At 69.9% G+C, this 13512-nt stretch carries 13 protein-coding genes; 8 read left to right on the top strand and 5 right to left on the bottom strand.

The genetic code is table 11. The features are described 5' to 3' along the window. Nucleotides 1-101: 101 nt before the first annotated feature. Complete coding sequence (locus tag Q9R33_RS08305) at nt 102-1388, top strand: adenylosuccinate synthase (protein ID WP_056365353.1); 1287 nt, start codon at nt 102-104, stop codon at nt 1386-1388. A 61-nt stretch (nt 1389-1449) separates the two neighbouring features. After that, the gene (locus tag Q9R33_RS08300; protein WP_311293446.1) at nt 1450-2646 is read left to right on the top strand and encodes a beta-propeller fold lactonase family protein; all 1197 of its coding nucleotides are present in this window, start codon (nt 1450-1452) and stop codon (nt 2644-2646) included. A gap of 265 nt (nt 2647-2911) precedes the next feature. Here Q9R33_RS08300 and Q9R33_RS08295 read toward each other — a convergent pair whose 3' ends face one another. Further along, on the bottom strand, nt 2912-4141 hold the full coding sequence (locus tag Q9R33_RS08295) for an AI-2E family transporter (RefSeq protein WP_056365346.1): 1230 nt from the start codon (nt 4139-4141) through the stop codon (nt 2912-2914). A 134-nt stretch (nt 4142-4275) separates the two neighbouring features. On the opposite strand from Q9R33_RS08295, the gene Q9R33_RS08290 reads away from it, so the two are divergent. After that, a complete protein-coding gene (locus tag Q9R33_RS08290) occupies nt 4276-4569 on the top strand; it encodes a chorismate mutase (protein ID WP_045302127.1) in 294 nt (97 codons plus the stop codon). Between the two features lie 101 nt (nt 4570-4670). Here the strand turns inward: Q9R33_RS08290 and Q9R33_RS08285 are convergent, their stop codons facing one another. From Q9R33_RS08285 to Q9R33_RS08275, 3 genes are read right to left on the bottom strand one after another with little or no spacing between them, the layout of a single operon-like run. Next, nucleotides 4671-5366 (bottom strand): hypothetical protein, encoded by a 696-nt coding sequence (locus Q9R33_RS08285; RefSeq protein ID WP_311293445.1) that lies wholly within the window; start codon nt 5364-5366, stop codon nt 4671-4673. Continuing rightward, entirely contained in the window at nt 5363-6277 is a 915-nt protein-coding gene (locus Q9R33_RS08280) for an ABC transporter ATP-binding protein (RefSeq protein ID WP_311293444.1), read from the bottom strand. The genes Q9R33_RS08285 and Q9R33_RS08280 overlap by 4 nt, the downstream gene beginning before the upstream one ends. Beyond that, the gene (locus tag Q9R33_RS08275) at nt 6274-6666 is read right to left on the bottom strand and encodes a GntR family transcriptional regulator (protein WP_310244397.1); all 393 of its coding nucleotides are present in this window, start codon (nt 6664-6666) and stop codon (nt 6274-6276) included. The genes Q9R33_RS08280 and Q9R33_RS08275 overlap by 4 nt, the downstream gene beginning before the upstream one ends. A gap of 352 nt (nt 6667-7018) precedes the next feature. Here Q9R33_RS08275 and Q9R33_RS08270 point away from each other — a divergent pair, with 352 nt between their 5' ends. From Q9R33_RS08270 to Q9R33_RS08250, 5 genes are read left to right on the top strand one after another with little or no spacing between them, the layout of a single operon-like run. Continuing rightward, nucleotides 7019-8371 carry a betaine/proline/choline family ABC transporter ATP-binding protein gene (locus tag Q9R33_RS08270; RefSeq protein ID WP_311293443.1) on the top strand — a complete coding sequence of 451 codons (1353 nt, stop codon included), beginning with the start codon at nt 7019-7021 and terminating at the stop codon, nt 8369-8371. After that, entirely contained in the window at nt 8368-9345 is a 978-nt protein-coding gene (locus tag Q9R33_RS08265) for an ABC transporter permease subunit (RefSeq protein WP_311293442.1), read from the top strand. The genes Q9R33_RS08270 and Q9R33_RS08265 overlap by 4 nt, the downstream gene beginning before the upstream one ends. 21 nt (nt 9346-9366) lie before the next feature. Beyond that, on the top strand, nt 9367-10263 hold the full coding sequence (locus tag Q9R33_RS08260; protein ID WP_311293441.1) for a glycine betaine ABC transporter substrate-binding protein: 897 nt from the start codon (nt 9367-9369) through the stop codon (nt 10261-10263). A gap of 59 nt (nt 10264-10322) precedes the next feature. Continuing rightward, a complete protein-coding gene (locus Q9R33_RS08255; RefSeq protein ID WP_311293440.1) occupies nt 10323-11168 on the top strand; it encodes a patatin-like phospholipase family protein in 846 nt (281 codons plus the stop codon). After that, the gene (locus Q9R33_RS08250; protein WP_311293439.1) at nt 11168-12235 is read left to right on the top strand and encodes a 1-acyl-sn-glycerol-3-phosphate acyltransferase; all 1068 of its coding nucleotides are present in this window, start codon (nt 11168-11170) and stop codon (nt 12233-12235) included. The genes Q9R33_RS08255 and Q9R33_RS08250 overlap by 1 nt, the downstream gene beginning before the upstream one ends. 249 nt (nt 12236-12484) lie before the next feature. Here Q9R33_RS08250 and Q9R33_RS08245 read toward each other — a convergent pair whose 3' ends face one another. Next, the gene (locus Q9R33_RS08245; RefSeq protein WP_311293438.1) at nt 12485-13498 is read right to left on the bottom strand and encodes a hypothetical protein; all 1014 of its coding nucleotides are present in this window, start codon (nt 13496-13498) and stop codon (nt 12485-12487) included. Nucleotides 13499-13512 lie beyond the last annotated feature (14 nt).

The raw sequence follows: 13512 nt of genomic DNA, 5'->3' as shown, positions 1-13512 counted from the left end.
GTCCAACCCCGATCGTCACGGGAGGACTCGCGGCGCCAGAAGGCGTAACGAAGCATCCGGATAGGATGGGGTGTAACCGTCCGATAACGGGGGAGTAGCCCATGCCAGGCATCGTGATCGTCGGAGTCCAGTGGGGAGACGAGGGCAAGGGCAAGGCCACCGATCTCCTGGGTGAGCGCACCGACTGGGTGGTCAAGTTCAACGGCGGCAACAACGCCGGCCACACGGTCGTGATCGGCGACGAGAAGTACGCGCTGCACCTGCTGCCGTCCGGCATCCTGTCTCCCGGCGTGAACGCCGTGATCGGCAACGGCGTCGTCATCGACCTCGAGGTGCTCTTCTACGAGCTCGAGGCGCTGCACGCGCGCGGTCTCGACACCTCGCGCCTGCGCGTGAGTGCCAACGCGCACATCATCACGCAATACCACCGCACGCTCGACAAGGTCACCGAGCGCTTCCTCGGCAAGCGCCAGATCGGCACCACCGGTCGCGGCATCGGGCCGGCCTACGCCGACAAGATCAACCGCGTCGGCATCCGCGTGCAGGACCTCTTCGACGAGAACATCCTGCGCCAGAAGGTCGAGGGCGCCCTCGACCAGAAGAACCACCTGCTGGTCAAGATCTTCAACCGCCGTGCCATCACCGCCGACGAGATCGTCGACGACCTGCTGTCGTACGCCGAGCGTCTGCGCCCGATGGTGGCCGACACCTCGCTGCTTCTGGGCGACGCCCTCGACGCGGGCGACGTGGTCGTCTTCGAGGGCGGCCAGGCGACGATGCTCGACGTCGACCACGGCACCTACCCGTTCGTCACGTCGTCGTCGGCGACCGCCGGTGGCGCCGCGACCGGCTCCGGCGTCGGACCCAACCGCCTCGACCGCATCGTCGGCATCGTGAAGGCGTACACGACGCGCGTCGGCTCGGGACCGTTCCCGACCGAGCTGTTCGACGAGAACGGCGACTTCCTTCGCTCGCGCGGCTTCGAGTTCGGCACCACGACGGGCCGCCCGCGCCGCGTCGGCTGGTACGACGCGCCCATCACGCGCTACGCGACCCGCATCAACGGCATCACCGACCTCGTGCTGACCAAGCTCGACATCCTCACCGGTCTCGACCAGATCCCGGTCTGCGTCGCGTACGACGTCGAGGGCGAGCGGTTCGACGAGGTCCCCGTGAACCAGTCCGACTTCCACCACGCCAAGCCGATCCTCGAGTACTTCCCCGGCTGGAAGCAGGACATCTCGGGTGCGCGCACCTTCGACGAGCTCCCGCGCGAGGCCCAGGAGTACGTCCTCGCGCTCGAGGCGATGAGCGGCACGCGCATCTCGGTGATCGGCGTGGGCGCTGCCCGCGACGCCGTGATCGTGCGCCACGACCTCGTCGACTGATCCTTTCCGGGTCGTTGAGCGAGCGAAGCGAGTCGAAACGCCCCGAGCCCTACGGAGGGTCATGAAGTTCTGGCTGGGCGGGTACACCGCCGACATGGGGGGCAGCGCGTCCGGATTCGGGATGCTGCTCGCCGGCGCCGCCGACGACGCCTCCGCGGGCGGCGCGCTGGCGTTCGCCGGCGAGGTCGCGACGACCGACTCGCCGTCATGGCTGGCGCCGCATCCCGGCTCGCTGACGGTGGCGCCGGGGGACGTCGTCTACGCCGCGCTCGAAGCGCGGCAGCAGGTGCAGGCGTTCCGCCGCACCGGCGAGGCGACGTTCGCGCCGCTCGGCGCCCCGGTGGCTGCCGGCGCGGCGGTGTGCCACGTGGCGGTGTCGCCCGACGGCCGCTTCCTCATCGCGAGCTGCTGGGGTGACGGACGCGTCGTTCGCATGACCCTGGATGCTGCGGGCCGTCCCTCGTCGCCGGTGATCGCTCCTGCCGCGACCGACCCGTACGGACCCGACGGCGCCGCGGAACAGGCCGGCGACATCGACCTCGCCGCGGCCGCCCGCGCACTGCGCGAGGCCGCCGGCGAGGAGTACGCGCACCTCGTCCCCGACCATGACCGCGAAGAGCCTGCCGCCACGGACGGAGCACAGGACGAAGCATCCGCTTCCCGTCCCTCCCGTGCGCACCAGGCGGCGTTCCTGCCGGGTGGGCTCATCGCGACGACCGATCTCGGCTACGACGTCGTGCGGTTCTGGCGTGACGGCGCGAACGGGCTGCGTCAGGTGCACCAGGTCGCGCTGCCGCAGGGCAGCGGGCCGCGGCACATGGTGTGGCACCCGAGCGGGCATCTCTACGTCGTGACCGAGTTCTCCTGCGAGCTGTTCGTGCTCGCCCCGGCCGTCGACGGCACGTGGAGCCTCGTGGGCGGTACGCCGCTCGGCGCCGGGACCCTCCCGGGCGACAGCGCCGCCGAGCTCGCCGCGTCGCGTGACGGCGAGTTCCTCTACGCCGGCGTGCGCGGCAGCAACACGCTCGCGACCCTCCGTGTGCGGGGCGCCGGCGAGTACGTCGAACCGGTCGCCCTCGTCGACGCCGGCGTCGACTGGCCCCGGCACCACGTGGTGGTGCGCGACATCCTGCTCGTCGCCGGGCAGCTGTCGCACGAGGTCGCGTCGCTCACGCTCGACGTGCGCACGGGGGTTCCGGGCCGCGTGCGACAGCGCACGGACGCCCCGTCGCCGACCTGCCTGCTCCCTGTGCGCTGACTCCCGGCGCAGGTCCCCCGCGACCCGGCGATCCCATCCCCGCGCCGCCGCGCCCCGCCGCGCGCAATCGCGACGAGACCTCACAACAGCACCTGGTGGAGACGCCCCTGAGTGCGTTTGTGCGGTCTCGCACGCGGGAGTCCGCGGCGACCTCTTGTCGAGCCGCCACAGCATGGGTGCGCCGAACGTGACGAGACCGCACAACAGCACCTGGTGGAACCCCCCTGAGGTGCGTTTGTGCGGTCTCGTGCTGCGCAGGCGCCCGTCAGATCTTGGCGTCCTGCTTCGGGATGAAGACCTGCTTGATGATCAGGAGGATCGAAGCCGTCACCGGGATCGCGACGAGCGCGCCGAGGAGGCCGAGCAGCGTGCCGCCGACCATCGCGCCGATCACGACGAGGGCACCGGGCACCGAGATCGCCTTGTTCATCACCTTCGGCGTCAGGACGTACGCCTCGAGCTGCATGTAGACGAGGTAGATGACCGCGAAGATCAGCGCCGGGACCCAGCCCGTGAAGAGCGCGAGCGTCGTCGCCGTGAGCCAGTAGAGCACCGAACCGATCAGCGGGATCAGCGTGATGAGGAACGCGAGCACGCCCATGAGAGCCGGGAACGGCAGCCCCAGGAACAGATGCAGCAGGAACGCGACGACCGAGTTGCAGAACGCCAGCACCACCATGCCCATGAGGTACGCGCCGATCGAGTCGGTGATCTGATCGGTCATCGCCGCGGCCTTCTTGCGGTTGCGGGCCGCGGCGAAGCGGTTGAAGGCGACCTTCATGTTGGGAAGGCCTGCGAGGAAGTACAGGCTCAGCACCAGCACGATGATGAGGCCGGAGATGGTCGTGCCGACGCTCACCGCGAAGTTCACCACGCCGCCGCCGATCGCGGCGATGTTCGCAGGGTTGGTGAGGAACTTCTCGACCTGGTCGGTGATCTGACCCACCTGCGACCCGAACGTGTCGCTGAGCCACCCATAGAAGTCGGACTTCTGGAAGTTCGCGATGGTGGTCGGCAGGTCCGTGAAGAACGCGCTGATCTGCTTGATCAGGGTCGGCACCACGAGCAGCAGGATGCCGGCGAGCACGAGTGCGAACGCCGTGTACACGATCACGATCGCCCACGGCCGCGAGACGTTGTGCCTCCCGAACCATCGCACGACGGGATCGAGGCCGAGCGCGGCGAACAGCGCGAAGACGACGTAGATGATGATCGTCGAGAGGTTCCAGAACGCCAGTCCCAGGGCGACCGCCGCCAGCGCGCCGAGCGTCAGCACGAGCCCCAATCGGAACGGGCTGTTGAGGTTCGCCCAGAACGTCTTGCCCGCGGGCGCCTCGCCGGTGAACACCGGGGTGTCTTCGGGTGCGGTGTCTACGGCGCCGTCGACGGACGCGGAGGTGGTGGTCTGGCTGTCCGTGCCGGCCGCAGCGTCGACGGACAGCGGTTCAGCGGCCTCGGCTGCGGTGGCACCGAGGGTGGGCGAGGCATCGGTCATGGGACACACTCTAGGGCTGGGGAGTGCGCGGGCGGAGGTACGCGCGGCAAACTCCGCCCGGATCGCCTGGCCCGCGTCATCCCGGAGGAACGTGCCGGTCGCTCGGGTATCGTCGAGGGGCGAGAAGGAGCGCCATGACCGAAGACCCCACGACGACGCTTGCACGGCTGCGCAGCAGCATCGACAACATCGACGCCGCCCTGGTGTATCTGCTCGCCGAGCGCTTCAAGGCGACGAAGCAGGTCGGCCATCTGAAGGCCGAGCACGGCATGCCCGCCTCCGACCCCGCCCGCGAGGAGCAGCAGACCGCGCGCCTGCGCAGTCTCGCCGAGCAGGCCGACCTCGACCCGGCCTTCGCCGAGAAGTGGTTCAACTTCGTGGTCGCCGAGGTCATCCGCCACCACACCGAGGCTGCCGACTCCCGCTGAACTTCCGTTTCACGTGGAACCAAAGATGCTGCCACCCGGCGATCACGCCGGGTGGCAGCATCCGTTCCGACTCACAACCTCGCTCAACGAGCGGGAGGTGATCAGGGAACCGTGCGCCGGAGGGTGAGGTAGGAGATCCCGCCGAGCACGAGCGTCAGGAGGAGTCCCCACGCGGCGAGGCCGACGGCGCCCAGTCCGACCAGCGACGAGATGACCTCGCCCCACACCTCGAAGCGGGTGATCGCCCAGATCGCCACGAGCAGGAGTACGCCGACGCCGACCCAGATGAGCGTCAGCACGAGCGCACCCGAGCGCTTGTAGACGGTCGCCGACCAGAACCCCAGCATGAAGATGAGCATCGCCATCACGAAGTAGAAGAAGGCAGCTCCGAGCGCGCCGTCCTCGACGACCCAGTCGAGGGCGAAGAAGTACCCGTTGATGCCCCAGCCGTTCGTCGCCTGCTCGATCAGCCCGCCGATCGCGAACACCGCCGCCAGCAGCGCGGCGCACATCGCCGCGGCGAGCATCGTGCCGAAGAAGAACTCCCGGCGCGTGACGCTCATCGCCTGCGAGAACGGGAAGGTCAGCGTCAGCGACGAGATCCCCACGAACAGCAGGATCCACAGCGGCGCCTGCGAGCCGCCGCCGTAGAACGGGCCCTCCAGGCCCGACGAGTTCAGGATCGCGTAGATCGCGATCGACATCGCGAACGAGGCGCCGAGCACGATCAGCGGCACCCAGACGAACGTCTGCTTGTTGATCAGCTGCATGCGCACGACGTTGACGGTGCGGTTCATCGCAGTGCTCCTTCCTCGGATGCCGCGGACCCGGCCGCGTTCTGCGTGGTGCGTACGATCAGCTGCTGCAGCGAGACCGGCGCGACGTCGAGGCCGGCGGCCGCGAGTCGCTCGCGGTCGGCGAGCGACAGCGCGCCGAGGACGGTGACGGATGCCACGTTCCCCAGGCTCTCGCGGTGGATCACCTGTCGGCCGGCGACGAACGCGTCGACGGCGCTCGCGTCGCCCACGATGTTCGCGGCGCGGTCGCGCACGGCATCCGTCGCCTCGTCCATCACGATGCGCCCGTGGTCGATGACGAGCACACGCTCGATGAGGTTCGACACCTCGTCGATGAGGTGGCTCGAGAGGATCACCGTGCGCGGGTGCTCGGTGTAGTCCTCCAGCAGCCGGTCGTAGAAGATCTGCCGTGCGACGGCGTCGAGGCCGAGGTACGGCTCATCGAAGAACGTGATCTCGGCGCGCGAGGCGATGCCGATGATCACGCCGACCGCCGACAGCTGCCCGCGGGACATCTTCTTGATGCGCGTCTTCTGGGGCAGCTGGAAGTCGTCGATGAGCTGCGCGGCGAGCTCGTCGTCCCAGGCGGGGAAGAAGAGCTTCGCCGCGCCGAACGCGTGCTTCGGCAGCGCGTCGTCGGGATACTTCTGGCTCTCGCGCACGAAGCACATGCGCGAGAGCACCTTCGCGTTCTCGTACGGCTGCATGCCGAACACCCGCACGTCGCCCGACGTCGCGAAGTTCTGCGCCGTGAGGATCGACATGACCGTCGTCTTGCCGGCGCCGTTGCGGCCGAGCAGGCCGTAGATGGTGTCCTTCTCGATGGTGAAGCTCACGTCGTCCACCGCGACGACGTCGCGGTAGCGCTTGGTGAGATTCTTCACCTCGATGACGTTGTTCCCGGTCGTCATCGTGCGTTCCCTTCCGTGGTGGTCGCGACGTGCGCCCCGGCGCGGTCGCGGATGAGCTGTTCCAGATCATCGGGCCCGAGCCCGAGCTTGCGGGCCTCGGCGAGCAGAGGCTCGACGAAGCGGTCGGCGAATGCGGTGCGGCGTTCGTTCATCAGGAGTTCGCGCGCACCGGGCGCCACGAACATGCCGATGCCGCGCCGCTTGTACAGCACGCCCTTGTCGGTCAGCATCGCGACTCCCTTCGCGGCGGTGGCGGGGTTGATCCGGTAGAAGGCGGCGAGCTCGTTCGTCGACGGCGCCTGCGCCTCTTCGGCGAGGCTGCCGTCGATGATGGAGTCCTCCACGCTCTCGGCGATCTGGAGGAACAGCGCCCGGCCTTCATCGATCACATCAACTCCGCTTGGTCGGTTAGTTACTTGACTAAGTAACCATGGAAGTCGGACGCCGTCAAGCCCCGTTCCTCCGACGGCCCGGGTTGCCGCTCGCCGTGCTATCACGCGTGCGCGAGGTACCGAAACGGCCGATCGGTGTCGAATTTGCGAGCCCTGGGGCCGCATGAAACGGTGGTTGAGGCCTTCACGGGCCCCTCCCGACCAGTCCGCGGTCTCCGGTGACGCCTGAGCGTCAGACCGGTGAGCGTATGGTCGGCGGCCGCGGCGCGGATCCGACATCCGCCGCAGGAACGGCCGCCACCCGGGCGCGACCGATGCAGCTCCTGCACCGGAGCTGCCGAGGTGCACAGTGACAGTTCCGCCTGCCATCGAGGCGAGGAACCTCTTCAAGGTCTTCGGACGCAATCCCAAGGACGCCGTCAAGCGGCTCCGTGCCGGCGCGACGCGCGCCGACGTCGCCGATGCCGGCTCCGCCGCCGTGATCGACGCGAGCTTCGTCGTGCAGCCCGGCGAGATCTTCGTGATCATGGGTCTCTCGGGCTCGGGCAAGTCGACGGTGCTGCGCATGCTCAACGGGCTGCTGCCGCCGACAGCAGGCGACGTGTTCGTGCAGGGGCAGAGCGTCACCAAGGCGTCTGCCAAAGCGCTGCGCGGCATCCGTCAGCGCTCCATCTCGATGGTGTTCCAGCACTTCGCGCTGCTGCCGCACCTCACCGTGCTCGACAACGCCGCGTACGCCCTCGAGATCCAGGGCGTCGGACGCGACGAGCGCCGTGCGCGGGCGCGCGAGATCCTCGACAAGGTCGGCCTCGGCGATCGTGCCGACGCGATGCCCGAGGAGCTCTCGGGCGGCATGCGTCAGCGCGTGGGCCTCGCCCGGGCGCTCACGTCGGGCACCGACATCCTGCTCATGGACGAGGCGTTCTCCGCGCTCGACCCCCTCATCCGGCGCGAGATGCAGGAGCAGCTCATCGAGCTGCAGCGCGAGCTCGGTCGCACCATCGTCTTCATCACGCACGACCTCAACGAGGCGATGTTCCTCGGCGACCGCATCGCGGTGATGCGCGACGGCCGCATCGTGCAGAACGGCACGCCCGAGGAGATTCTCACCGACCCGGCGAACGACTACGTCGCCCAGTTCGTGCAGGACGTCGACCGCGCTCGCGTGCTGACCGCCGGCTCGGTCATGGCTCCCCCGGTCGCCACGACGCCGGTGAGCGCCGGCGTCCGCGGCGCGCTGCGGGTCATGCGAGACCTGCAGGTCGGCTCGGTGTCGGTCATCGAGAACCGTCGGTATCTCGGGTCGGTCACCGACCGCGCCGTCATCCGCGCCGTCAAGGACGGCCGCACAGACCTGCGCTCGCTCGTGCGCAACGGCCGGCCGGCCGTGCACGTCGACGATCCGCTCACCGACGTCGTCGAGCGCGCGGTCGAGAGCCCCGTGCCGGTCGCCGTCATCGACGACGCCGGACGCCTCGTGGGCACGATCCCGCGCGTGACCCTGCTCGCAGCCCTCGGCGACGTGCCGCCCGTGACCCGCGAGAACCCCATCATCGATGTGCCCGCCACCGTCCCGGCGAGCGTCATGACCGAGACCCTCGAAGTCGTCGACCAGACCGGCGCCGTGCCGGCCGGCCGTGCGGCCGCGCCGACGGAGGTCGGCGCCCACGAACACGCCGCCGCGGAAGGAGCCCTGCGATGAACGACCTGATCCGCCTCCCGCTGGGCGACGTCGTCGAGACCGGCGTCCGCTGGGTGATCGACGCGCTCGGCGGCTTCTTCGACGTCGTCGCCGTGATCTTCCGCGGCCTCTACGACTGGCTCGACGCCTCGCTCTCGACGCCGCCGTTCTGGGTCGTGATCCTCGTGATCGCCGCGTTCGCCTACTGGTCGAAGGGCCTCGTGCTCGCCGTCGGCAGTGCCCTCGGCCTCCTCGTGATCGTCGCGGTCGGCCAGTGGTCCAACGCGATGGACTCCCTCGCGCTCGTGATCCTCGCCGCCGTGGTGGCGGTCGCGATCGCGGTGCCGCTGGGCATCTGGGCCGCGCGCAGCGACCGCGTCTCGAAGACGCTGCGGCCGGTGCTCGACTTCCTGCAGACGATGCCCGCCTTCGTCTACCTCATCCCCGCGATGCTCATCTTCGGCGTGGGTCCCGTGCCCGGCATGGTCGCGACCATCGCGTTCGCGCTCGCGCCCGGCGTGCGCCTCACCGAGCTCGGCATCCGCGGCGTCGACCCCGAGATCGTCGAGGCCGGCCACGCCTTCGGTGCCTCACCCGGACGCATCCTGCGTCAGATCCAGCTGCCCCTCGCCCTGCCGAGCATCATGGCGGGCGTCAACCAGGTCATCATGCTCAGCCTGTCGATGGTCGTCATCGCGGGCATGGTCGGCGCGGGCGGCCTGGGCGGCCAGGTCGTGCAGAGCCTCAGCCGCATCGACATAGGCCTCGGCGTCGAAGCAGGCCTCTCGGTCGTCATCCTCGCGATGATCCTCGACCGCGTCACGTCGGGCTTCTCGCAGCCGCGTACCCGCACGCCGCGCGCCGCCGGCGACACGAAGGCGCACACGGATGCTGCCACCCCGGCATCCGCGACCCCGAAGCCCGAGCAGACCGAGGCTGCGGCATCCATTTCCGAGGACACGAGGGCAGAGCGACCCGAGCCCGTCCGGGTCTGACCCGACAGGAGAGGAATCGACATGACCAAGCGACGCATCATCGCCGCCGGACTCGCCCTGGCGGGGACCGCCGCTCTGCTCGTCAACGGCGCGCTCGTGCAGACGGGCGTCGGCGGCTCCGACAAGGGGCACCTGACGATCGCCGTGTTCAACGGCTGGGACGAGGGCATCGCCGCGTCCGAGCTGTGGAAGGCGGTGCTCCAGGAGAAGGGCTACACCGTCGACCTCGAGTACGCCGACCCGGCCGCCGCGTACACCGGCATCGCGAAGGGCGACTACGACCTCACGCTCGACACGTGGCTGCCGCTCACGCACGCCGACTACATGGAGACGTACGGCGACCAGCTCGTCGACCTCGGCGCCTGGAACGACGAAGCCAAGCTCACGATCGCCGTGAACGAGGACGCCCCCATCGACTCGCTCACCGAGCTCGCCGCGAACGCCGACGTGTTCGGCAACCGTCTGGTCGGCATCGAGGCGGGGTCAGGGCTCGTGACCGTCACGCAGAACGATGTGATCCCCGGCTACGGCCTGGAGGGCATGGAGTTCGTGACGTCGTCCACGCCCGCGATGCTCACCGAGCTGCAGGCGGCGACGGACGCCGGACGCGACGTCGCCGTCACCCTCTGGCGACCGCACTGGGCGTACAACGCGTTCCCGCTCAAGGACCTCGAAGACCCCGACGGCCTGCTCGGCGATGCGGAGGGCATCCACACCGTGGCGTCGACCTCGTTCGCCGACGAGTTCCCCGAGATCTCGGACTGGCTCGAGGCCTTCCGCATGGACAACGAGCTGCTGTACTCGCTCGAGGACGCCATGTTCGGCGCCTACGACGGCGACGACTACGGCCCCGTCGTGGCGAAGTGGGTCGCCGACAACCAGGAGTACGTCGACAGCCTGACCGCCTCCGGTCGTTGAGCGAGCGAGGAACGAGCGAAGTCCATCGTCTTCGACGGCGCCCGCAATAGGGTGTGGGCATGACGGTGGCCTTCGTTCTCGGTGGCGGTGGCGTGCGCGGTGCCGTCGAGATCGGGATGCTGCGGGCCCTGCTCGAGTCCGGCATCCACCCGGATGTCGTGGTCGGCACCTCGATCGGCGCCATCAACGGGGCCCTGGTCGCCAGCGACCCGACGCCGGCCGTGATCGAGCGCCTGCTCGACGCCTGGACCTCGCCCGAGGCGAACGCCGTCTACGGCGACTCGCTGTTCGCCCAGTTCACGCGCCTCGTGAAGACCAAGACGCACCTGAACTCGCCCGCGCCGCTGCGGCACCTGCTCGAGCGGTCCCTCGGAGCCGACACGACCTTCGAGGACCTCGCGGTCCGGCTGCGCGTGGTCGCTGCGAGCATCGAGCGTGCGGCCGAGCAGGTGTTCGAGTCGGGGCCGCTCGTCGAGGCGATCCTCGCATCGGCCTCGGTGCCGGGACTCCTGCCGCCGACCCGCATCGGCGACGAGCACTTCATCGACGGCGGCATCGTCAACTCGATCCCCATCGGGCAGGCGGTCGAGGTCGGCGCGACGACGGTCTACGTGCTGCAGGTCGGGCGCATCGAGACGCCGCTGGTCGCCCCGCAGTCGGCAGTCGACACCGCGCGCGTGGCCTTCGAGATCGCCCGCCGCCACCGCTACGCCCGTGACGTCGCCACGCTTCCCGAGGGGGTCGCCCTCCACGTGCTCCCGAGCGGCGGCGGGCTCGACGGCGACGACTCGCTCATGTCGTATCGCCGCATGGACACCGTCCGCCGCCGCATCGACGCCGCCTACGACGCCAGCTGCGCGTTCCTCGCCGAGCGCGGGCTGGGCGCCGAGAGCGGGGATTCGTGATGCGGATGCTGCCCACCTGGGTGCGCCGCATCCTTCTCGCCCCGCTCGTGATCGTGGCGGCGCTCGTGATGCTGGTGCTCACTCCGCTGTGGCTGCTGGTCGCCCTCGCGCTGACCTCGCTCGTGCCCGGACGGTTCCGGCTGCCGCGCGTGCTGTGGCTCGTGACCGTGTACCTGCTGTGGGACGCGATGCTCGTGATCGCGCTCTTCGCCCTCTGGATCGCTTCGGGCTTCGGCTACGCGCTGCGCCGGCCCGGTTTCGTCACCGCGCACTACCGCCTGGGCGCCTGGGCCCTGCGGCTCCTGTTCTGGATCTTCGGCGGCGTGCTGCGGCTCACCATCACGACGACCGGCTCGGACGACGCGGAATCCGCCACCGGCCGCGCCGCGTTCGAGGCGCTGTTCGCCCCCGGCACCCCGCTCGTGGTGGCGAGCCGGCACGGAGGCCCGGGCGACTCGTTCATCCTCATCCACACGCTGCTCAACGAGGTCGCGCGCCGGCCCCGCATCGTGCTCAAGTACACGCTGCAGTGGGACCCGGCGATCGACATCCTGCTGCACCGGATCCCGGCGCGCTTCATCGTGCCGTCGGGGTTCGGGCACGGGCGCAAGGGCGGCGGCGCGGCGGTGGAGGCAGCGCTTCGCGACCTCGCGACCGACCTCGGCCCCGAGGACGCGTTCGTGATCTTCCCGGAAGGCGGTCAGGTCAGTCCGACGAGGCGGCGCTCGCGCATCAAGCGGCTGCGCGACGCGGGCCGGGAGGCGATGGCCGAACGCGCCGAGGCGATGACCCACGTGATGGCGCCGCAGCCGGGCGGCATGCATGCCGCGCTGGATGCCTCACCCGACGCCGACGTCGTGTTCATCGCCCACACCGGACTCGAGCGACTCCACACCCTGCGCGACATCTGGCGCGAGCTGCCGATGGACAAGGGCATCACGATGCGCGCGTGGCGCGTGCCGCGATCGGAGATCCCCGACGACCTCGACGCCCGCGCCGCGTGGCTCTTCGACTGGTTCGCCCGCATCGACGGCTGGATCGACGCCCACCCCGAGCTCGCCGCCTGAAGCCGCAGCGGCGTCTCCGCCCTTCCAGCTCGCTCGTTCCACGCGTGGCACGTGACGGGCGGGTGCCGTCGCTCGTTTGCTCGCGCCCTCATCGATGGGCGGCACTACTCCTGAGGATAAGGACGCGGGAGACGTCCTTATCCTCAGGAGTCATCGGCCGCGGCCGTGGCATGCAGGCCTGCTCTCATCGGGGTGCCTCCTGTCGACCGAGCGAGGAAGGAGCTGCTCAGGATCTTCGGGTGCGCGGGATCAGCGGTGGGGCTTGGGATGTGTCACGCGGCCGGGCGCATCGCCGTTCCCGCGCGAGGGCACTGGCCACGTCGCACCGGGAGGCGGCGTCGTGCTCGGGCGCTTCGGTGCGGGCAGGGGGTCGGCGATGAGCTCGGGCGCCGCCGGGGCTTCCGCGCGCGGCGGGGCCGCAGCTGGGCCCACGCGCCCGGAGGCTCCGGGCGACGCGTCAGCGGCGTCTGGAGTGGGCGTGGGGACCGTCACCGTCGTCGATGAGGTGACAGGCCCGAGTTCGAGCATGACCTTCTTCTCGAGCACCTCGATGGCCTCGTCCGAGATCGACAGGAGCCCGTCGAGCTCCTCGCGCACGCGGCGGTAGGCGAGCTGGCGCTCGGCGGGCGTCGCGGCCTCGTCGATCGCGACGGTGAGCAGCTTCTTCGCGGTGTCGAGGCGCTTGCGCTCGTCGTCGGTGAAGGTCGAGTCGCGCAGGCGCCGTGCGTCGCGCTCGGCGACGTCGAAGGCCACCTCGAAGTCGGCGACCGCGTTGCGGTACTCGGCGAGCTGCTCCTTCGGGAGGCGCGCTTTCGCCGACGCGGGACGCAGCCCGTCGGCGATGCGCTTCGCCCGCAGGAACGCGGCGGTGAGCGGTTGGCGTCCGTCGCTCATGGCGGGGAACGCGATGATCTTCGCGACGTCGAGCTCGTACTCGAGCCAGCGCGCCGTGACGGCGTCGTGCGTCGCGAACAGCCGCTCGAGCTGGGTCACCTGCGTCTCGCGGGACGCCGACGCCCCCTGCGAAGAAGCCGCGGTCGCCGTCGGCGCGGTGATCGGAGGGAGGGATGCCGCCGGCACCGCCTTGCCGCGCGCCGCCGCCTGGGCGGCCTTGAGCTCGGCCTTCGCGTGCATCACCTCGAGGCGGCGCTTGTGGCGCATGCGCGCGCCGCGCTCCCAGGCATTGCCGACCATGCCGAGGACACCCATGAGTGGGAAGACGAGCCACCAGAAGTTGCCCGCGAACTCCCAGAACGCTTGCACACTGTCATGCTAAC

It is taken from the genome of Microbacterium sp. PRC9 (assembly GCF_031844125.1).
GTDB lineage: Bacteria > Actinomycetota > Actinomycetes > Actinomycetales > Microbacteriaceae > Microbacterium.
Note: the sequence above shows the minus strand (reverse complement) of the source record. Positions and strands in the feature narration are given on the sequence as shown.

What these genes read in the sequence shown, in the direction of transcription:
- Q9R33_RS08305 (WP_056365353.1), top strand. Translation starts at nt 102, where the DNA reads ATGCCAGGCATCGTGATCGTCGGAGTCCAGTGGGGAGACGAGGGCAAG.
- Q9R33_RS08300 (WP_311293446.1), top strand. Translation starts at nt 1,450, where the DNA reads ATGAAGTTCTGGCTGGGCGGGTACACCGCCGACATGGGGGGCAGCGCG.
- Q9R33_RS08295 (WP_056365346.1), bottom strand. Translation starts at nt 4,141, where the DNA reads ATGACCGATGCCTCGCCCACCCTCGGTGCCACCGCAGCCGAGGCCGCT.
- Q9R33_RS08290 (WP_045302127.1), top strand. Translation starts at nt 4,276, where the DNA reads ATGACCGAAGACCCCACGACGACGCTTGCACGGCTGCGCAGCAGCATC.
- Q9R33_RS08285 (WP_311293445.1), bottom strand. Translation starts at nt 5,366, where the DNA reads ATGAACCGCACCGTCAACGTCGTGCGCATGCAGCTGATCAACAAGCAG.
- Q9R33_RS08280 (WP_311293444.1), bottom strand. Translation starts at nt 6,277, where the DNA reads ATGACGACCGGGAACAACGTCATCGAGGTGAAGAATCTCACCAAGCGC.
- Q9R33_RS08265 (WP_311293442.1), top strand. Translation starts at nt 8,368, where the DNA reads ATGAACGACCTGATCCGCCTCCCGCTGGGCGACGTCGTCGAGACCGGC.
- Q9R33_RS08260 (WP_311293441.1), top strand. Translation starts at nt 9,367, where the DNA reads ATGACCAAGCGACGCATCATCGCCGCCGGACTCGCCCTGGCGGGGACC.
- Q9R33_RS08255 (WP_311293440.1), top strand. Translation starts at nt 10,323, where the DNA reads ATGACGGTGGCCTTCGTTCTCGGTGGCGGTGGCGTGCGCGGTGCCGTC.
- Q9R33_RS08250 (WP_311293439.1), top strand. Translation starts at nt 11,168, where the DNA reads ATGCGGATGCTGCCCACCTGGGTGCGCCGCATCCTTCTCGCCCCGCTC.